Source organism: Caballeronia sp. HLA56 (genome assembly GCF_054655155.1).
In genome coordinates this window covers 531,244-551,045 of the sequence record NZ_BAAHOB010000002.1, presented here as the reverse complement: position 1 = coordinate 551,045, position 19,802 = coordinate 531,244, and the positions used below count along the sequence as shown (strand labels likewise).

Here is a 19,802-nt window from a genome sequence, read left to right as displayed (position 1 = left end):
TGGTCGGTTCTCATGACGACGCGCCTTTGCGCAATAGCCGCGAACGGTGTTCTATATCAATGGTCGGGGTTCCAAGCTGCGTTGGGTTTTGGATCGCGGGGCATGCTCGTGTTCGCTCGATGAACCCGAGCCGAGGTTGGCTTGACATCGTCTCGTACGTTCTAATGCGGAAATACGCGAAAAACGTCCAATCCCAGCGCTCACGACCGCCGCAGAACCCGCGACAAAACCTCCTCCTCCAACTCCGCAAACCCTTCCGCCGCACGCGAGCGCGGACGCGGCAGCGCCACTTTCGTATCCAGCGTGATACGCCCTTCCTCGATCAGCACCACGCGGTCGCCAAGCGACACCGCTTCCTGCACGTCGTGCGTGACAAGCAGTGCGGTGAATCGATGCTCTCGCCACAGCCGTTCGATCAACCCGTGCATTTCGATGCGCGTCAACGCATCGAGCGCACCGAGCGGTTCATCGAGCAGCAGCAAGTCCGGCCGATGCACCAGCGCCCGCGCCAGCGCCACGCGTTGCCGCTGACCGCCCGACAAATGCGAAGGCCAGTCGCGTTCGCGCTCGGAAAGGCCCACTTCAGCAAGCGTCGCGCGGGCTTCGTCACGCGCCGAACGCGGCAGACCGAGCATCACGTTGTCGAGCACGCTCTTCCACGGCAAAAGACGCGCGTCCTGAAACATGATGCGAACCTGCAACTCGGCATCCGGCGTAGCGGCCCGGCGTTGCAGCACGCCAGCCGTGGTCGCTTCGAGGCCGGCGATCAGCCGCAGCAGCGTGGACTTGCCGCAGCCGCTGCGTCCGACGATCGACACGAAACTGCCGCGCTCGATCGAAAAATCGAGCTTCGACAACACCGTGCGCTCGTCGAAACGCTTCTCCACGCCTTGCAGCGATACCGCGAGATCGCCCTCCGCCGCACGCACGACCGAGCCTGGACGAGGAGCATGACGCGCGATAACGGCTCGTTCGAGAGAGGGATTCACCGTGCTCATGTGCGCGCCTTGGTCTGATAAGCCGGATGCCAGCGTAGCGTGACGCGCTCGATGGCCCTTGCCGCCATGTCGGCGAGCTTGCCGAGCAGCGCGTAGAGCAGAATGCCGACGAGCACCACATCGGTCTGCAAAAACTCGCGGGCGTTCATCGTCATATAGCCAATGCCCGATTGCGCCGAAATGGTCTCGGCGACAATCAGCATTACCCACATCAGCCCGAATGCGAAGCGCACGCCGACGAGTATGGAAGGCAACGCGCCCGGCAAGATCACATGCCGATACAACGCCATGCCCGACAGCCCGTAGCTGCGCGCCATCTCGATGAGATCGCGATCCACCGAACGAATGCCGTGATACGTGTTCACGTAGATGGGAAAGAACACGCCGAGCGCAACCAGCACGAGTTTCGCTTCCTCGCCAATGCCGAACCACAGGATCAGCAACGGAATCATCGCGAGTGCAGGGATGTTGCGGATCATCTGCACAGTCGAATCGAGCGCAACTTCCGCAGGCTTGAAAAGCCCCGTGGCCAGGCCGAGCACGAAGCCGGTGGCGCCGCCCATCGCAAAGCCCGCGAGTGCACGCCACGCACTGACCTTCACGTTGGCCCACATGTCGCCGGACAAGATGAGCGCCCACGCCGCCTTCACCACGGCGAGCGGTTCGGGCAGCACGCGCGAAGAGAGACCGCCCGTGCGCGCCGCCGCTTCCCATGCGACGAGAATCAGCAGCGGCACGATCCAGGGCAGCGCCTTTGCACCGATGCCGCTCAAAGCCGTTCGAGCAGATTGATTTGCCATGACGATACTCAGCTTTGCGCGACCTTCGGCAGTTCGGACGTGCCGATCACTTCGCCGAACGGCCCCGAGAGCGGCCCGTTCGCCGCTTCTTTTTGCTGGCGCGGCAAGAGCGGGAACACGAGTTCGGCGAACCGATACGACTCTTCCAGATGCGGATAGCCCGAGAGAATGAAGGTATCGATACCGAGTTCCGCGTACTGCTTCATGAGACCGGCGACCTGTTCCGGATTGCCGACGAGCGCCGTGCCCGCGCCGCCGCGCACGAGGCCGACGCCGGCCCACAAATGCGGATACACCTCGAGCTTATCGCGATTGCCGCCATGCAACGCGGCCATGCGGCGCTGTCCTTCCGAATCCATTTTCGCGAACGATGCTTGCGCGCGCTGAATGGTTTCATCGTCGAGCTTGCTGATGAGGCGGTCCGCGTCGGCCCAGGCTTCCTTTTCGGTTTCACGCACGATCACATGAAGGCGAATGCCGAACTTGATGCTGCGGCCTTCGGCGGCAGCGCGCTTGCGGATGTCCGCAAGCTTCTTCTCGACCTCGGCGGGCGGCTCGCCCCACGTGAGATAAGTGTCGATATGCTTGGCTGCGATCTCGTGCGCAGCCGGCGACGACCCGCCGAACCATAGCGGCGGATGCGCCTTCTGCACCGGCGGATACAGCACCTTGCCGCCTTGCGAACGCAGATGCTTGCCGTCGAAATCGATACTGCCGCTGTCGTGAGACTTTTCGAGCAGACCGCGCCAGATGCTCAGGAACTCGTCGGTGATCTCGTAGCGCGTGTCGTGGCTTTCGAAGACGCCATCGCCCGCGAGTTCGGTCGGGTCGCCGCCCGTCACCACGTTGATGAGCAAGCGCCCGTTGGAAAGCCGGTCGAACGTCGATGCCATGCGCGCCGAGAGCCCCGGCGTACTCAAGCCCGGCCGGATCGCGACGAGAAACTTGAGGCGCTTGGTGGCGGGAATCAGGCTCGAAGCCACGACCCAGGCGTCCTCGCAAGAACGGCCCGTCGGCAAGAGCACGCCTTCGTAGCCGAGCGTGTCGGCGGCGACCGCGATCTGGCGGAAGTAGTCGTAATTAGCGGCACGCGCGCCTTGCGACGTGCCGAGATAACGACTGTCGCCATGAGTTGGAATGAACCAGAAAACATTCATCGGGAGGTCTGCCTTTCGAATTCGTTGTGTCGTGAAGACGGGCATGCGGCTTTGCGAAACAGCCCGGCGCTCGGGTCAGTCTAGCGACGCGGCGACGCTTGCCCAACCATCGATTCGCGCTAAGAATGTGCGCGAAACTGCTAACCCGAATTTACTGAGAATTACGCGACGTTCCAGCGCGCTTCGGTGACGTCGAGCTTCTTCGGAATGAGCTTGAGGTTGCTGAAAACGTCGGCGATCTGCTGCTGATATTCGAGCGTTGCAGGCGCGACGCTCTGCACGCCGTAAGCCGTCCGTTTCAGCGCGACTTCGAGAATGCCCGCATCGAGACCGACGAGGGGCGCGAGTTGCGTGGCGACGGCAGGGATGTTGTCGCGCGCCCAGCGATCGACCAGATCCAGTTCTTCGAGCACGGCACGCACGAGTTGCGGTTGCGCGGTCGCGAACTTGCGCGTGGCGAGGTAGTACTGGATGTTGCGCACGAGGTTCGTGCCATCGGTGATTTGACGTGCGTTCGCCTGCTTCTCGGCGGCGGCGAGATACGGGTCCCAGATTGCCCATGCATCAACGCTGCCTTGCACGAAGGCGGCGCGCGCATCGGCGGGGGCGAGATAGATGGGCTGGATATCCGTGTAGGCCAAACCCGCTTTCTTGAGCGCTTCCACGAGCAGATAGTGAACGTTGGAGCCTTTGTTCAGCACGACTTTCTTGCCGCGCAACTCGGCCACCGTTCGAATGGGCGAATCCTTCGGCACGACGATGGCTTCTGCGCGCGGCGCGGATGGCTCGTTGCCGACATAGACGAAATCGACGCCCGCGGCTTGCGCGAAGATCGGCGGCGTTTCACCGACGGTGCCGATATCCACCGCGCCCGCGTTGAGCCCTTCGAGCAATTGCGGACCAGCGGGAAATTCGAGCCATTGCACGGTGACGCCTTGCGCCGCAAGCCGCTTGTCGAGCGTGCCGCGTGCCTTCAACACCACGAAGTTGCCGTACTTCTGATAGCCGATGCGCAAGGTCTTGCTTGCATCGGCGGCAAAGAGGCGGCTCGACGCGAAGGCGCCTGCGCTGACGGCGGCCAGTTGCGCGAGCGCACGCCGGCGCGACAGCGAGAGAGAACGATCGGACATGCGGAGTTCCTTGGGATAGGGTCGTAAAGCAGAGGCAGACAGGCGCCAGAACGTCTTCAGAAAAGACGTCTATAGCCATCAATCCCTACTATGCGAGACGCGCGCCAAAAGCGGAACCAAGCAAATGTCATTTGCAAATGAATACGCCGTGACGCGGCTAAGCGCACGGCGCATATAAGGCGGTGGATGCGTGTGTGCGAATAAGCTTATGCGTTATTCGCGGGGAAAAAGCGATTGCCGGGTCTTGGCAAACCGAAGTGCTCGCGCAACGTGTTGCCCTCATACGCGCGCCGGAAAATGCCACGCCGCTGCAATTCCGGCACCACCTTGTCGACGAAATCGTCGAGACCCGCGGGCAGATACGGGAACATCACATTGAAGCCGTCGCTGCCTTCCTCGGCGAGCCACTGCTCCATTTCATCGGCGATATCGTTTGCCGTGCCGATCATCTGCAAGCCCGAAAAGCCGCCCGCGCGTTGCGCCAGTTGCCGGATGGTCAGCCCTTCCGTGCGAGCCATTTCGACCACGCGTTCGCGCGCGCTCTTGCTCGCATTGGTCTCGGGAATCTCGGGCAAGGGACCATCGGGATCGAACGAGGAGACATCGTGGCCGAGCGCGATGGAAAGCGAAGCGATACCGCTTTCGTAATGCACGAAGGTATCGAGCAATGCGCGCTTCTCGCGTGCTTCCTCGCGCGAGTCGCCTACCACGACGAACGCGCCGGGAAGAATCTTCAGATGCTCGCGCGGGCGGCCGAGTGCATCGAGCCGGCTCTTTACATCCGCAAAAAAACGCTTGCCCGCGGCCAGATTCGGTTGCGAGGTGAAGACCGCGTCGGCGGTTTCGGCCGCGAGTTGCTTGCCCGCTTCCGATGATCCGGCCTGCACGACGATCGGCCAACCCTGCACCGGCCGCGCGATATTCAACGGGCCGCGCACCGATAGATATTCGCCCTTGTGACCGAGCACGTGAAGTTTGGCGGGATCGAAGAAGAGGCCGCTCTCGGTGTCGCGCACGAACGCGTCGTCGGCCCAGCTGTCCCACAGGCCCGTGACGACATCGTAGAACTCGCGCGCGCGGCGATAGCGCTCGTCGTGCTCCATGTGATCCTCGCGGCCGAAGTTCAATGCGGCATCCGGGTTCGACGTGGTCACGAGGTTCCATCCGGCGCGTCCGTCGCTCAAGTGATCGAGCGAGGCAAAGCGCCGCGCGATGTGATACGGCTCGTCGAATGTCGTCGATGCCGTCGCGACCAGCCCGATCTTCTCCGTCACCGAAGCCAGCGCGGAAAGCAGCGTGAACGGCTCGAAGGATGTCGCGGTGTGGCTGCGTTTGAGCGCGTCCACGGGCATGTTGAGCACGGCGAGGTGGTCGGCCATGAAGAATGCGTCGAAACAGGCGCTCTCAAGCTTCTGCACGAACTGCTTGAGATGGCGGAAATTGAAGTTGGCATCCGCATACGCGCCGGGAAAACGCCACGCGCCGGTATGCAGGCTCACCGGCCGCATGAATGCGCCGAGATGCAGTTGTCGGGAAAGGGTCATGTGAAAATCGGTTCGAGTCCAGGTCAGCGCTTACGTTACTTCAGGCATGCAAACGTTGCTTGGATCGACGATGAACCGACGCGCCGGAATCGTGGCGCGTCGATGCGGATGCGGATTCAGTGCGGCGGAAGATCGGCGGGCGACTGAAATAGATCGACCGTATAGCCCATGTTGAAGTAGCCCGCGCGCGCATAGAGCGCGATGTGTTCGAGCCGGTCGGCGCGCGTGCTTTCGTCGTCGGGCAGCTCGATTACGCTCGTGGCATTGCAGCCGCATGCGGCGCGCGCACGTTCCAGCGACCGCAATTGCCAGCGCTCACGCATGCGTCCGGCGGGCGCGTAGATGGCTTGGAGATAGTGCGACAGGAACTGCGGCATGGCTCATCCCCTTCAAATGGTGAATGAATCAAATCTAGGCCGCCCGCAACGCTTTCACAAACAAGGTTTTCTGCAAAGCAATACACCGCCTGCATGCCTTATATAGCGCTCAAACCGCCCGTGACGGCAAACGAAAAGGCGCTATATCGATAGCGCTCGATATTATTTGTCGCGAGGCGCTGCCGCCTCTAGCATCACGTCTCTCCCAACTTATCAGCTTTTGCCCCATGAAAATAAAGTCGCCGATAAAAACCGCGCTGTTTTCCCTGCTGCTTGCATGCGGCGTGATGAGCGCCGCACCGTTGTTCGCGGCGAATCAGACGGTGCGCGTGGGCATCATGTCGGGCGAGGACGAGGATGTCTGGCGCACGGTAGCGGCCAACGCAGCCAAACAGGGCCTGACGGTGAAGGTCACCACTTTCGCGGATTACACCCAGCCGAACGAAGCGCTCGCGCAACACGATCTCGACGCCAACTCGTTCCAGCACAAGCCTTATCTCGATGCGCAGATTCAGGCGCGCCATTACGACATCGTGCCGGTCGGCTTTACTTACGTGCAGCCTATCGGCCTCTATTCGCGCAAGGTGAAGTCGGTCGCCGCGCTGCCGCAGAACGCAACCATCGCCGTGCCGAATGATCCGAGCAATGAAGGCCGTGCGCTCTTGCTGCTGCAGGCGAACGGCGTCATCAAGCTGCGCGACAACGTCGGGTTGCTGCCGACGGCGCGTGACATTGCCGACAATCCGAAGCATGTCCAGATCAAGGAACTCGATGCGGGCATCGTTGGCCGCGCGATCGGCGACGTGGACGCTGCCGTGGTGAACACTGACTGGGCCATCAAAGCGGGCATCCAGATTCCGCAGGAACGCATTGCGCAGGAGAAAGTGCCGGGCAATCCGTATCGCAACTTTCTGGCGGTGAACGCGAAAGATGCACAGGCGCCGTGGGTCAAGACGCTGCAGACGAGTTATCAGCAGGCCAACGTCGCCGCGACGATCCTGAAGGTGTATCACGGTGCGACCTTGCCGGCATGGGACGGCGCGCCGCAGAAGTAACGCGCGTGTGATGTAAGCGACGACGCCCGGCATGACCGGGCGTTGATCGTTTGAGCGCTTCTCGAATCGCCTAAACCGCCTCTTCCACTCGATACCCCGCCGGCACATCGAGCCCGAGATGCCCGCGCAAGGTAGTCCCTTCGTAAGCGCGCCGGAAGATTCCGCGCTTTTGCAGAATTGGCACGACGCCATCGACGAAGGCTTCGAGCCCGCCCGGCAACGCGTCGGGCATGAGGTTGAAGCCATCGGCGGCGCCGTTTTCGAACCAGTGCGCGATGTCCTCGGCAACCTGTTCGGGCGTGCCGACGATCACGCGATGCCCGCCGCCGCCCGCCAGCGCGCGGATGAGTTCGCGCACCGTATAGCCATGCGCGCGCGCCTGCGCGATGGTCGCGTGAAAGAACGTGTGATTACCGTTGCCGTTGTTGGGCAGCGTAAGATTCTCGGGAAGATGCTCGTCGAGCGAGAGCGAATCGGCGGGAATGCCGAGCGTGCCGGCAATCCGGTTCAGGCTGTAGCGCCATGGAATGAGATCGACGAGTTCATCGCGACGGCGGATGGCTTCGGCCTGCGTCGCGCCGATGATCGTCGTGAGACCCGCGAGCACTTTCACCGCATGCGGCCCGCGTCCGTAACACGCCGCACGCGCGTTCAGATCCTCGCGATACGCCTTCGATTCGTCGAATGATTGCGACGCCGAGAACACCGCTTCCGCATGACGCGCCGCGAGATCACGCCCGTCGCCGGATGCGCCCGCCTGCACGAGCACCGGATGCCCTTGCTTCGAGCGCGGCAGATTGAGCGCGCCTTGCACCGCGAAGAAGCGTCCGCGATGCGCGGCGGGATGCAGCTTGCCGAGATCGACGAACTGGCCGGTCGCTTTGTCGGCAACGAGCGTGTCGTCCTCCCAGCTATTCCACAACGTCTTCACGAGCGTGGCGAACTCTTCCGCACGCGCATAGCGTTCGGCGTGATCCGGGACGGCTTCCAGCCCGAAGTTGCGTGCCGAAGGCAGATCGGCCGTCGTTACCATGTTCCAGCCCGCGCGGCCGCCGCTGATCAGATCGAGCGTGGCGAAGCGCCGCGCAAGGTTGAACGGCTCGTTGTAACTCGTGGATGCCGTCGCGATCAGCCCGATATGCTTCGTCGCGGCCGCGACGCTCGCGAGCAGCAGCGTGGGTTCGAGCGCCGTGATCGGGCGCATGTCGAGTTGGTCGGTGATCGCGGCGCTATCGGCGAGGAAGATCGCGTCGAGACAGCCACGCTCCGCGATCTGCGCGAGACGCACGTAATGATCGATATCGACGAAGGCGCGCGGATCGGCGTCGGCCAGACGCCATGCGGAAGGCACGAAGCCGGAATGAAGCGCATTGATGTTCAGATGCAACTGGCGCGGGGCTTCGCCGCTCATGGGTGACACTCCGGGAAAAGTCGGACCTTCGATTGTCCGATGCGAACCGGGTGCCGCGCCACGAACGATTTCGTGGATTCATATTCGCTGGGGCGCTAAGGGACTAGCGGCATTTATCGATAGCTCGCGCCGACGTGCGGCGCTTGCAGATAGGCGCCGTTGCCAAACAGCTTCTCGCGCAGGGTGCCTTCTGCATATTCGGTCTTGTATGCACCGCGCCTTTGCAGCTCGGGCACGAGATATTGGACGATATCGTGGAACGTGCGCGGCGACTCTACCCACGCGAGATTGAAGCCGTCGATATCCGTTTCTTCCACGAGCGCCTGCAATTCGTCGGCAACCTGAGCCGCATCGCCGACCACGACCGCGCCGCGTCCGCCGATCGTCACGAATTCCACCGCATCGCGCACGGTCCACACGCGTTCCGGGTCCAGCTTGCTGAACGATGCAAGTGCGGACTGGCCGGCATCGGTATCGACGTAAGCGAGGGTATCGTCGGGCTTATAGCGCGAAAGATCGATGCCCGTCCAGCCGGATAACAACGCCAGGGCACCTTCGTAACTCGCGCGCGCCTGATACGCGGCATAGCGTGCCTGCGCGCGTTCGGCGGTTTCATCGACGATCACGGTCAGCATGGCGAACAGCAATGCGCTGTCCGGTGCGCGGCCCGCTTCCGTGAGCGCGGTGCGGATGGACTGCGCCGACTTGCGCAAGCCATTGCGCGTGGGCGCGCCGAGAAAGATGCATTCCGCATGCTTGGCCGCGAATGCCGTGCCGCGCGTCGATCCGCCCGCCTGGAACAGAAGCGGCGTGCGCTGCGGCGAAGGCTCGCACTGGAAAATACCCTCGCTTTCGAAGTAGCGGCCCTTGTGTGTGATCTTGCGCACGCGCGCGGGGTCGGCGTAGATGCCGCGTTCGGCATCGCGCAGCAATGCGCCTTCTTGCCAGCTTCCTTCCCAAAGTTTGTAGCAGACTTCGAGAAACTCATCGGCGCGATCGTAGCGTTCGTCATGGGCGCGCAGTTCCGTCTGCCCGAGACTCAACGCGCCGCTTTGCAGATACGACGTCACCACGTTCCATGCGACGCGTCCCCGGCTCAACTGATCGAGCGTGGTGAAGCGCCGCGCCAGCAGATACGGCGCTTCATAAGCCACCGATACCGTCACGCCGAAGCCCAGGTGCTTGGTCGCGTGCGCCATCAAGGGAATCAGCGGCACGGGGTCGTTCATCGGCACCTGGGCGGCGGTGCGCAACGCGGCGGCGGGACTGTCGCCGTAGACATCGTAGATGCCGGTGACATCGCCGAGAAAGAGGCCGTCGAAAAAGCCCTCTTCCAGCACCTTTGCAAGCTCGACCCAATAGCGGGTGTCGAGATAGCCGATTGAATCGTCTGCAGGCGCTGTCCACTGACCGGGCGCGAGATGCCCCACGCAATTCATCATGAAGGCATTGAACCGGATCTGGCGAGGCATAATCGACTTGGCTGGACGCGTGAAAACCTTCAAGTCTAGTCATTTGATCGCGCTTGGAGAAAGGCCGTATCGTCATGCGCTTATTACCGTCGGAAGAATATGCAAAGCGTGGATGCATCTATAAGCGGCATCCATGAAGCTGGCGCGCCGTCTTGCTCCGACGAACCCGCGCATTTCAGATTCGCACGCTATTTGTCTTCCCGCCCGCGCGCCAGCGGCATGTCGCCCTTTCGCTATACATACGTATAAATGCCGAAGGTGTTTGCAGAAGCCATGATGTCGTCAGATTGACACCGGCCCGTCAGGCGTTTCCAAGAAGCGAACGCCCCGGCCCGATGACGTGGCCCGTGATTCGCCATGCGCGGATCACGGTTCGATGAACCGCGCCAAGGTCCGCCGGGCTAGCGCGCAGCCTTGGTGGATGCTCCGATGAATCTCGACGCTCTCGACCTTTCGCGCCTTCAGTTCGCCTTCACGGTCTCGTTTCACATCATCTTTCCGGCATTGAGCATCGGGCTTGCGAGTTTCATCGCCGTGCTCGAAGGCTGCTATCTCAAGACCGGCAAGCCGCATTACAAGGTGCTTTGTCTCTACTGGTCGCGCATCTTCGCCGTGGGCTTCGGCATGGGCGTGGTGTCGGGCGTGGTCATGGCCTATGAGTTCGGCACCAACTGGTCGGGCTTCGCACGCTTTGCCGGACCCATCACCGGTCCCTTGCTCACCTATGAAGTCATGACCGCCTTCTTTCTCGAAGCGGGCTTTCTCGGCATCATGCTGTTCGGCTGGGAGAAGGTCGGCCCGAAAGCGCATTTCGGCGCGACGATCATGGTGGCGATCGGCACGCTGATCTCCACGTTCTGGATTCTCTCGTCCAATAGCTGGATGCAGACGCCGCAAGGCTTCAGGATCGAGAACGGACACGTGGTTCCGGTCGACTGGTTCGCCATCGTGTTCAACCCGTCGTTCCCGTATCGGCTCGCGCATATGACGCTTGCGGCGTTCATCGTCGCCGCGCTCGTGGTTCTGGCAACGGGCGCATGGCATCTGCTGCGCGGCAGGCGCGACGCGGAAACGCGAACCATGGTGTCGATGGCGCTCTGGCTGCTGCTCGTGCTCGCGCCGGTTCAGGCGCTCGTGGGCGACCAGCACGGTCTCAACACGCGGCGCTATCAGCCTGCGAAGATCGCGGCGATAGAAGGCCTTTGGCAAACCGAGAAAGGCGGCACGGCGCTCAATCTCATCGGCTTTCCCGATATGAACGCGGAAGTCACGCGTCATGCGATCCAGATCCCGCATCTCGGCAGCTTGATTCTCACGCATAGCTGGGATGGCGAGATTCGCGGGCTCAAGGACTTTCCCAAAGCGGACCGGCCGAATTCGTCGCTGATCTTCTGGACCTTCCGCGTGATGGCCGGTCTCGGCATGCTGATGATTCTCGTCGCCGTGACGGGTAATCTGCTCAGACGCGGCGGACGCTTATTCGAAGCGCGCTGGTTTCAGTGGACCGCCGTCCTGATGGGCCCGACTGGTTTCATCTCGCTGCTCGCCGGATGGATCACGACGGAAGCGGGCCGCCAGCCCTGGGTGGTCTATGGCGTGTTGCGCACCTCCGATGCAGTCTCGCCCATCACACAGGCTTCCGCCGGGCTTTCCCTGCTGCTGTTCGTGCTGGTGTATTGCCTCGTCTTCGGCATCGGGCTCTACTACATCTTCCGCATGATCGGCCAGGGACCGCAAGGAACGCCGCCGCTGCCTGCCGACGCCACGCGCGATCCCACCGAAGCCACGGGCCGCCGCCCCTTCTCCGCCGTCTCGCGCTAACCGTGCGGCACGCCAAATCACGTGAGGTGACGACATGGATCTGACAATCGTTTGGGCGGCGATCATCGCCGCAGGCATCTTCATCTACGTGGCGCTCGATGGCTTCGACCTCGGCGTCGGCATGATCTTCCCGTTCTTTCCCGACGATGCCGAACGCGACCTGATGATGCACAGCATCGCGCCGATATGGGACGGCAACGAAACCTGGCTCGTGCTCGGCGGCGCCGCGTTGTTCGCGGCCTTTCCGCTTGCGTATTCGATCGCGCTGTCGGGGCTTTACCTGCCGATCATCTTCATGCTGGTGTGTCTAATCTTTCGGGGCGTGAGCTTCGAAGTGCGCGCCAAGGCAACGCGCACGAAAAATATCTGGAACCTGTTCTTCATCTGCGGCTCGGCTGGCGCGAGCTTTTTTCAGGGCGTGATTCTGGGTGCCTATCTGCACGGCATACCCGTGAGCCAGAACGCATTCTCGGGCGACCCGTTCTTCTGGATCGCACCTTTTCCGTTTCTCACAGGGCTTGGTCTCACATGCACCTATGCGCTGCTGGGCGCGGGTTATCTCGTCCTCAAGACGGATGGCGATCTGCAACGACGCATGCGCGCGCTCATCCTTCCGCTCACGGCCGTGCTGCTTGCGTTCATCGCGGTCATATCCGTGTGGACGCCGCTCACCGATGCGCGCATCGCCGAACGCTGGTTTCATTCGTCGTTTCATCTCTGGCTGTATCTGGTGCCGGTCGCGGTGGTGCTGACGGCGGTCGCCATGTACTTCGCGATCGAGCGCGAGTCAGAGGCCGGTCCGCTCGCTATCGCGCTGCTGCTCGTGTTCCTGGGATATATCGGGCTGCTCTTGAGCGTGTGGCCTTATGCGTTGCCCGGCAGCGTGACCTTATGGGAGGCGGCATCGCCGGAAACGAGTCAGGCGTTCACGCTCGTGGGTGCGGTCATCATCATTCCGATCATTCTGGCTTATACGACGGTGGGCTACTGGGTGTTCCGGGGCAAAGTGAAGCCCGGCTCGGCTTATCACTAATCTCGCGCGGAGGATGACGCTTATGAAACCGAGCCCGGCACTCCGCCGCTTTCTCTGGTTCGTGCTGCTCTGGTGCGTGGGTGTGGCGGGTACCGCGCTCCTTACTTACCCGTTCCACTATCTGGCCGTCAAGGCGATGGGGCATTGACCGAGCCGACGTTCTCGCGCAAAGAGCATCGACAAAACGTCCACACGCAGGCGTCTTCGCGTTGCCAAAGCGGCAATCCGGGCTGCGATGCACGCCGGGCGTCTGGATTGCTGGCATGAGGAGATTGCCGCCAAAATCTCCACGCCATCGCCATGACTACCTTGCGCCTGATTCTCGGCGATCAGTTGAACCCCGCGCATAGCTGGTTCGTCGAGCCCGACGCCACCGTGCATTACGTCATGATGGAGGTGCGTCAGGAGACGGATTACGTGCTGCATCACGCGCAGAAGATCATCGCCATCTTCGCGGCGATGCGCCGTTTCGCGGACGGTTTGCGTGAGGCTGGACATCGCGTTCACTATCTGAAGATCGACGATACGGCCAACGAGCACTCCGTTCCCGCGAATCTGGACGCGTTGATTGCGTCGCAGGCAATCGATCGCTTCGAGTATCAGGCACCCGACGAATGGCGGCTCGATCATCAGCTCGACGCTTATGCGAAGGCGCTGCCGATCGCCACGCAAATGGTCGACAGCGAACACTTCTTCACCGGGCGCCACGAAACGAAGCAGTTCTTCGACATCCACGGCAAGGGACAATGGCTGATGGAGCGGTTCTATCGGCATATGCGTACCCAGCATGGCGTGCTGATGGAAACGGAGCATCGGCCAGCAGGCGGCCAGTGGAATTACGATCACGACAATCGCCGCGCATGGCATGGCGAGCCGCCGCCGCCCGAAGACCCTCGGCCGGTGCATGACCATTCGAAGCTATGGCGCGATATCGTCGCCGCAGGCGTGAACAGCTTCGGCAATCCGCAGGCCGCGCGTATTCGCTGGCCGCTCGATCGTGCAGAAGCGCTTCAGCATCTCGCGCGCTTCATCGAGGAAGCCTTGCCGAACTTCGGCGCATGGCAGGACGCAATGAGCACGCACGAGCCGCGTCTCTTCCACTCGCAGCTTTCGTTCGCGCTCAACACGAAGATGCTCAACCCGCGCGAAGTGGTCGAAGCGGCTGAAGAGGCGTATCGCGCGCACCGTGCCGAATTGCCTTCGGTGGAAGGCTTCATTCGGCAGATCATCGGCTGGCGCGAATACATTCGCGGCGTGTACTGGGCGCAGATGCCGCGCTACGCAAGCAAGAACGTGTTCCGTCACAAGCGCGCGCTGCCGCAGTGGTTCTGGTCCGGCGACACTCGCATGCGTTGCCTGAAGCATGCGGTCGGCCAGTCGCTCGAAGAGGCGCACGCGCATCATATTCAACGGCTGATGATCATCGGCAATTTTGCGTTGCTCGCAGGTCTCTCCGTCCCCGAAGTCTGTGCGTGGTATCTCGGCGTTTATATCGATGCCTTCGAATGGGTCGAATTACCCAACACGCTAGGCATGAGCCAGTTTGCCGACGGCGGCTTGATGGCGAGCAAACCTTATGTTTCGAGCGCCGCGTACATCGACCGCATGAGCGACTACTGTAAAGGCTGCGCATACGACAGAAAAGGCCGCAACGGAGAAGACGCTTGTCCCTTCAACGCGCTCTACTGGGACTTTCTCGCGCGCAACGAGGCGACGCTCGGGCGTAATCATCGGCTTACGATGATCTATAAGCAGTTGAGCCGGATGCCCGATGAAGAACGCGCGGCCATAGCCACGAAAGCGCGTGCGCTGAAGGCGAATCTGGATTCGCTATGATGGCCCGCACGGTGTAACGTTGGCTGGCACGCAGCGCTTGAGAACTGGACTTCACTGGAGACATGACATGAAGCACTTGCCGAGATTCCGGCCTCTGATTTGCGCGACGGCCATCCTGCTCACCGGTTGCGCCACCAGCATGCAGAACGGCACGACGCATCTTAGCCCTGCACAGTGCCGCGATCTGACCGCGCTCAAGAACAATGCGCCGATCACATCCGAGCGTAATCGCAGCGAATTGGCGGCGCTGGAAACGGCGGGCTATCACCCGTCCATGTTTTTCGATCCGTATTACCCCGACGATCTGCAAGCGGCGCAACGTCAGGTGGATCGTTGGTATCAAGTGGAATGTCAGCCGATGCCGCCAAGCTGAAACGCCGCGTGCCGACTCGGGACGAGGGAACGCGCCCGATATAATCAGGTTTTGACAAACGAGGATCTCGCATGAAATTCGTCATTGCTTTGCTTGCTGCTTCGACTCTTGCATCGACTGCATTCGCTGCAAACCCGGTCGACAAGTTGCCGTCGGGTGTCGTCGTCGAACACATCAAGCAAGGAACGGGACCGCAACCTACCGCCGACGACGTCGTGCGCGTGAACTATCGCGGCACGCTCGCGAACGGTACCGAATTCGACGCGTCGGACAAGCACGGCGGCCCGGCCAGCTTCCCGCTCGGTCGCGTGATTCCCTGCTGGACGCAAGGCGTGCAGAAGATGAAAGTCGGCGGCAAGGCCAAGCTGACGTGCCCGGCAGCGACCGCTTACGGCGAACGCGGTATAGGCTCGATTCCGCCGAACAGCGATCTCACGTTCGAGATCGATTTGCTTGGAATCGGAAAGTAAGCCGTTACCAAAATCGCTTAAAGACATGCTGCCTTGCCCGGAAGTTGTCCGGCAAGGCAGCATGCCAGGGCGCTCGCGGCACCGGTCAATCAGGCAGCCGCTTCACGCAACGGCGCCGGCGGAACAACCGTTTCGACACGACCGGTCTTTACGTCATAGACCAAACCCGACACCACTAGATCATCCGGCAACGTCGTATTGGCCTTGAGCGCCGCGACGTCCAGCGCGACTGCCTGGTAGGGCTCGGTAATGGCAAGGGCATCGAGCGCGGAAGGCTCGACGTCGAGATACTGCGCAAGCAGCGCAGGCGCATGCCGATGGCATCCGATGATTCCGCAATCCGTATGCTGAAGCAGCACGAGGTTGCGCCCGCCATTCGGGCGTCCGGCCGCACGCGCCACGACGCTCAGCACGGCCAGCGTTTCGAGCAATGATCGATTGAGACGCCCGCCCACGTTGCGGATTACCGCCGCTTCGCCTTGTTCCAGCCCAAGCACGGCGGCAGGATCGACACGCGGATCCACACAGCCAACGACAATCGTCCCCAGCGACGGCAGCATCTTCAGTTCAGGCTCGAACCGCGTTTGAACGAAGTGCGCGTTACGTTCCGCGATGAGATGGTTGAAGTCCATGTCCTTTCTCCTGGCGATCAGGGCAAATAGCCCGATGGTTGTATTCGGTGCGCGGCGCCCGCTCGAGACATACTTTTAGACCAAGCCTTCGCGGCTTTAAAGGACCGCCACTATCTGCTCGGCTGCGGCCCGGGCGATTTGCGACGCAATGTTCGTCGTCTCACTCGATGCGAGCGGATGCGGAAATTGCTTGTACCTTAACGTTCCGCGCCGTTACGATCCATGTCGTAGTTGCCACCATTCAGGACATCACACGGCGGGACTAACCATGCATCGGATCGGTTTCATCGTGCCGCAAAGGTTTCAGATGATGAGTCTTGCGGCCTTGACGGCGTTCGAACTGGCGAACCTTCCGCCGACCGGCCCGTACTACGACATTCGTCTGTTGTCCGAACACGGTGGCTTGATCGAGTCGTCGGGTGGCATGACGCTTTCGACGGAGGCTTTCGACGACCCGGCTTTCGACACTGTCATCGTCGGGTCGATCACCGAACTCAAAATGCCTTCATTCGATGCGAATCTGATCGCGTTCGTGCAAGCGGCGGCCAAGGCATCGAGACGGATTGCTTCCATTTGCAGCGGCGCTTTCGTGCTCGCCGAAGCGGGACTGTTGGACGGACGGCGCGCGACCATGCACTGGGCGCATGCACCCGAATTCAGGGCGCGTTTTCCGGACGTGACGACGGACGAGGACCGGATCTTCATCAACGATGGCCCGGTCTGGACCTCGGCCGGCATGACCGCCGGCATCGATCTCATTCTGGCGCTGATCGACAATGACCTCGGCCCGGATGCCGCGAAGCTCGTCGCCCGGCTTCTCGTGATGCATCAGCGTCGGCTCGGCGGGCAGAAGCAGCATTCCGCGTTGCTCGAGATGACGCCTAGGTCCGATCGTATCGAGTTGGTCGTCGCGCACATTCGCCGCAATCTGCGCAATCCACTCACGGTCGAGGAACTCGCGGCGGTGGCGAACCTTAGCCCGAGGCAATTCAGCCGAGCGTTCATGGCCGAAACGGGTCAGTCGCCGGCCAAGGCCGTTGAACAGATTCGGCTGGAAGCCGCGAGATTCATGATCGAGCAAGGGCGTCACACGATCAACGTGGTCGCCGATGAAACCGGCTTCGCCGACCGCGAACGCATGCGTCGCGCGTTCTTGCGGACCTTTGGCGTACCCGCCGATGTGCTGCGCAGGAACGCACGCAGCGAACTGCGTTGAAAACTAGCTGATCGTCGCTTATGAATGACCGTTCTTTTCATGTAGGCAACGCATTGCTCGACTAATAGCAGCGACATGTGCTTTTATGTTGCGTCGCAACATTTATCGGCCTATCATGGGCCTGTGCATTGCTCGCGGTTCCACTAGCCGCGCTCGCATCGTCAAGTTGCAGTCGACAATCGACAATCGTCAGTAGGCCATCCGCCTAGTTTCCACTATCAAAGGAGCGCCTACATGGCCGCATCTACGTCCGCTTTCCCCCTTCGCGACCTCTCGACCAGCTGGTTCGAAACGCTCTCCGACGCAAGCGAGATGTTCCGCGCGACCTCGCAGGTGGTGGGACATCGCACGGTCCGCATGGCGATGGCGGGACCGCTGCCGAGCGAGCGCGATCAAACCGAATTCAGCCTGATGAGCACCGAAAAGAAAGAAGCCGCGACGGAAGCGTTGCAAGCGCTCGGCTCCGGCTGTCTCACCCTTGCCATCACCCTCGCCGCCGACACGACGCGGCTCATCTGGGAAGCCTCTTCCGCGACTATCGCGCTGGCATCCAGCCAGACTGCGTCACAATGGCTGGAGCGGCAGGCCGTTTTGCTTGGCGTCGTCAATAATGCGCCGATCAATCCGCTGCGTCTGGCCAATTCGGCCACGCACGTGATCCAGGAAACGCTTGCTCCCATTCACGACCGCGCGACAGCCAATGCCAAACGGCTAGGTGCCTTGTGAGCACCGCGACTGTCCCGCTACGGCGCCGACGTGCCGCCGCGCGCCAGTCGAAAAACGGCGAAGCGAAGGCAGATATCGTGGTGAACCTTCAGGGCGTATCGGAAACGATGCTGTGGACGTTGTATGACCGCGCGTGCGAGGCCAGACGGCCGAACCCCGTCTTGTCCGATCCCGAGAGTTCCAGAATCTGCGCTGCGATCGATTATGACTTCGCGGGACGCTTCGGTGTCCCGGACGGCTCGTTCGCGGCACGCGCCGCCGAAATCGATCATCTGGTCTTGCGCTGGCTCGAAGATCATCCGAATGGCGTAGTCGCTTCGCTGGGCGAAGGCCTTGAAACTCAGGCACACCGTGTCGATAACGGCCGCATGAAGTGGCTCACCGTCGACCTTCCCGCTGCCATCGCGTTTCGGGAGAATTTTTTGCAGCCATCTAAGCGCTTTCGTCACATTGCGGCGAGCGCGCTCGATCCGCTGTGGGCAAAAGAGATCGATTCGGACGGCGATGTGCTGGTCGTCGCTCAAGGCTTGCTGATGTACCTCGACCCGGCGGCGGTGCAGCGCCTGTTCAACGATATCGCCGCGCGCTTTCCCAAAGCCCAGATGATCTTCGATGTCATACCGCAATGGTTTTCGTCGCTGACCATGTGGGGTGTGATGAAAACGCCGTACTATCGCTTACCGCCAATGCCGTGGGGCATCGATACCAACGACATCGAAGCTTGTCTGCGCGCGTGGTCACCGGGCATCGAATCGGTGAGCTTGCTCGAATACCGCGCGCCGCGTGGCTGGCCGAGGCTCGCGGACAACTTGATCCGCATGCATCCGGGCAGCGAAAAGTATCTGCCGTGTCTGGTGCATGTGACGCTGGGTCGGTAGGATTATTTCACTTTCGCTTTGCTTCTGCGTGCAAGTCGCGGGGCGCATGACTCGACACCTGAGTCGTTTGCCAGTTCCAAACGCCTTCCCAGGCAAACCATCCTCCGTCTACCGACACTTCCTGTGCGCGTCTCCACGGGTGCTGTCGCAGTCCGCGCTGGCAATCGAACGAACCTCCCTCGCTCGTCTACCGCTTGGCCTGCAAGCCACGCAAGCCCTACCGCAAGTCCAACGCGTTCCCCATCAAGACCGCCTTTTTTGACATTCGGAACGATTCATGCTGATTGTTAAGGATCACCGAGGGTCGTGGTCAGGGGATGTCTCCTGACGCGGTGATTTCGCCGGGCAGAGAGTCGACAGACCCGCCATTGCGCGCCGCCCGTGGCAGGCCCGTCGCGGGTGCTTTTTGGCTTTTGCCGAATACCTCGGGCGCCTTGCCATTGCGCTTGCAACAGACCTTCAACTGGAATCAAGGGACGACATGAACTACAAACCCATGCCTTCGGGCAATGCAGAGCAGCACCCCGCCGATAAAACCGATTCGCTGACTGACGACGAAGTCCAGGAAAAACTGGATAACGGCGACAGTGAGAAGATCGACTCGGTGCTCGACGATCTGGATGTCACGGACAGCCCGGAGGACAAGGATCAGGCAGACAAGCCGGCTACCTAAAATACGACGTGGTAGAGCACGAGAGGCGCTCATTGAACGCGGGCGCTCGATGTCGCGAATTGCGCGGCGCTTGAGCGTTGCCAAGCGTAAAGCACGGACCAAGCCGAAAACCGAGCGCAAACCGCTTGGCGGCAGCTTTGTCTTCGTGGCGGTGAGGCTTCGATGGCGTATCGAACCATCATTCGCCCCCGGTGCTCAGC

General features: G+C 61.4%; 20 protein-coding genes. 11 read left to right on the top strand and 9 right to left on the bottom strand.

The window, feature by feature from the left end; genetic code table 11:
• Positions 1-200: 200 nt before the first annotated feature.
• The 6 genes from ACYQ47_RS08920 to ACYQ47_RS08895 form a co-directional block, all read right to left on the bottom strand.
• Positions 201-998, bottom strand: coding sequence for an ATP-binding cassette domain-containing protein (locus tag ACYQ47_RS08920; RefSeq protein ID WP_459905142.1), 798 nt, complete (start codon positions 996-998; stop codon positions 201-203).
• Complete coding sequence (gene ssuC / locus ACYQ47_RS08915; protein ID WP_459905140.1) at positions 995-1,798, bottom strand: aliphatic sulfonate ABC transporter permease SsuC; 804 nt, start codon at positions 1,796-1,798, stop codon at positions 995-997. The genes ACYQ47_RS08920 and ssuC overlap by 4 nt, the downstream gene beginning before the upstream one ends.
• Before the next feature lie 8 nt (positions 1,799-1,806).
• Entirely contained in the window at positions 1,807-2,955 is a 1,149-nt protein-coding gene (gene ssuD, locus ACYQ47_RS08910; RefSeq protein WP_244830918.1) for an FMNH2-dependent alkanesulfonate monooxygenase, read from the bottom strand.
• Positions 2,956-3,116: 161 nt separating this feature from the next.
• On the bottom strand, positions 3,117-4,085 hold the full coding sequence (locus ACYQ47_RS08905; protein ID WP_459905139.1) for a sulfonate ABC transporter substrate-binding protein: 969 nt from the start codon (positions 4,083-4,085) through the stop codon (positions 3,117-3,119).
• Positions 4,086-4,291: 206 nt separating this feature from the next.
• Positions 4,292-5,629, bottom strand: coding sequence for an LLM class flavin-dependent oxidoreductase (locus ACYQ47_RS08900; RefSeq protein WP_459905138.1), 1,338 nt, complete (start codon positions 5,627-5,629; stop codon positions 4,292-4,294).
• A 116-nt stretch (positions 5,630-5,745) separates the two neighbouring features.
• Positions 5,746-6,006 (bottom strand): hypothetical protein, encoded by a 261-nt coding sequence (locus tag ACYQ47_RS08895; protein ID WP_244830921.1) that lies wholly within the window; start codon positions 6,004-6,006, stop codon positions 5,746-5,748.
• A 227-nt stretch (positions 6,007-6,233) separates the two neighbouring features.
• On the opposite strand from ACYQ47_RS08895, the gene ACYQ47_RS08890 reads away from it, so the two are divergent.
• Positions 6,234-7,061, top strand: a complete 828-nt coding sequence (locus tag ACYQ47_RS08890) for a MetQ/NlpA family lipoprotein (protein WP_250469220.1) — start codon at positions 6,234-6,236, stop codon at positions 7,059-7,061.
• A gap of 70 nt (positions 7,062-7,131) precedes the next feature.
• Here the strand turns inward: ACYQ47_RS08890 and ACYQ47_RS08885 are convergent, their stop codons facing one another.
• Together ACYQ47_RS08885 and ACYQ47_RS08880 are read right to left on the bottom strand one after the other, a co-directional pair.
• On the bottom strand, positions 7,132-8,472 hold the full coding sequence (locus tag ACYQ47_RS08885) for an LLM class flavin-dependent oxidoreductase (protein ID WP_459905137.1): 1,341 nt from the start codon (positions 8,470-8,472) through the stop codon (positions 7,132-7,134).
• Between the two features lie 113 nt (positions 8,473-8,585).
• Complete coding sequence (locus tag ACYQ47_RS08880; protein WP_459905136.1) at positions 8,586-9,944, bottom strand: LLM class flavin-dependent oxidoreductase; 1,359 nt, start codon at positions 9,942-9,944, stop codon at positions 8,586-8,588.
• 429 nt (positions 9,945-10,373) lie between these two features.
• On the opposite strand from ACYQ47_RS08880, the gene ACYQ47_RS08875 reads away from it, so the two are divergent.
• The 6 genes from ACYQ47_RS08875 (at position 10,374) to ACYQ47_RS08850 (ending at position 15,477) form a co-directional block, all read left to right on the top strand.
• On the top strand, positions 10,374-11,765 hold the full coding sequence (locus tag ACYQ47_RS08875) for a cytochrome ubiquinol oxidase subunit I (RefSeq protein ID WP_244830925.1): 1,392 nt from the start codon (positions 10,374-10,376) through the stop codon (positions 11,763-11,765).
• Between the two features lie 34 nt (positions 11,766-11,799).
• A complete protein-coding gene (gene cydB, locus ACYQ47_RS08870) occupies positions 11,800-12,798 on the top strand; it encodes a cytochrome d ubiquinol oxidase subunit II (protein ID WP_250494486.1) in 999 nt (332 codons plus the stop codon).
• A gap of 22 nt (positions 12,799-12,820) precedes the next feature.
• Entirely contained in the window at positions 12,821-12,946 is a 126-nt protein-coding gene (locus tag ACYQ47_RS08865) for a hypothetical protein (RefSeq protein ID WP_459905135.1), read from the top strand.
• 152 nt (positions 12,947-13,098) lie between these two features.
• Positions 13,099-14,634 carry a cryptochrome/photolyase family protein gene (locus ACYQ47_RS08860; RefSeq protein ID WP_459905134.1) on the top strand — a complete coding sequence of 512 codons (1,536 nt, stop codon included), beginning with the start codon at positions 13,099-13,101 and terminating at the stop codon, positions 14,632-14,634.
• A gap of 67 nt (positions 14,635-14,701) precedes the next feature.
• On the top strand, positions 14,702-15,007 hold the full coding sequence (locus ACYQ47_RS08855; protein WP_244830928.1) for a DUF4148 domain-containing protein: 306 nt from the start codon (positions 14,702-14,704) through the stop codon (positions 15,005-15,007).
• 71 nt (positions 15,008-15,078) lie between these two features.
• On the top strand, positions 15,079-15,477 hold the full coding sequence (locus tag ACYQ47_RS08850) for an FKBP-type peptidyl-prolyl cis-trans isomerase (protein WP_250510961.1): 399 nt from the start codon (positions 15,079-15,081) through the stop codon (positions 15,475-15,477).
• 89 nt (positions 15,478-15,566) lie between these two features.
• Here the strand turns inward: ACYQ47_RS08850 and ACYQ47_RS08845 are convergent, their stop codons facing one another.
• Positions 15,567-16,109 (bottom strand): carbonic anhydrase, encoded by a 543-nt coding sequence (locus tag ACYQ47_RS08845; protein WP_459905133.1) that lies wholly within the window; start codon positions 16,107-16,109, stop codon positions 15,567-15,569.
• Positions 16,110-16,377: 268 nt separating this feature from the next.
• On the opposite strand from ACYQ47_RS08845, the gene ACYQ47_RS08840 reads away from it, so the two are divergent.
• From ACYQ47_RS08840 to ACYQ47_RS08825, 4 genes are all read left to right on the top strand, one after another.
• Positions 16,378-17,325, top strand: a complete 948-nt coding sequence (locus ACYQ47_RS08840) for a GlxA family transcriptional regulator (protein WP_250527587.1) — start codon at positions 16,378-16,380, stop codon at positions 17,323-17,325.
• Positions 17,326-17,559: 234 nt separating this feature from the next.
• Positions 17,560-18,051 carry a polyhydroxyalkanoate granule-associated phasin gene (locus ACYQ47_RS08835; RefSeq protein ID WP_459905132.1) on the top strand — a complete coding sequence of 164 codons (492 nt, stop codon included), beginning with the start codon at positions 17,560-17,562 and terminating at the stop codon, positions 18,049-18,051.
• Entirely contained in the window at positions 18,048-18,929 is an 882-nt protein-coding gene (locus tag ACYQ47_RS08830) for a class I SAM-dependent methyltransferase (RefSeq protein ID WP_459905131.1), read from the top strand. Before ACYQ47_RS08835 ends, ACYQ47_RS08830 begins: the two co-directional genes overlap by 4 nt.
• Positions 18,930-19,410: 481 nt before the next feature.
• Positions 19,411-19,602: a hypothetical protein gene (locus ACYQ47_RS08825; RefSeq protein WP_459905130.1), complete on the top strand. Its 192-nt coding sequence runs from the start codon at positions 19,411-19,413 to the stop codon at positions 19,600-19,602.
• The last annotated feature ends 200 nt before the right edge of the window (positions 19,603-19,802 follow it).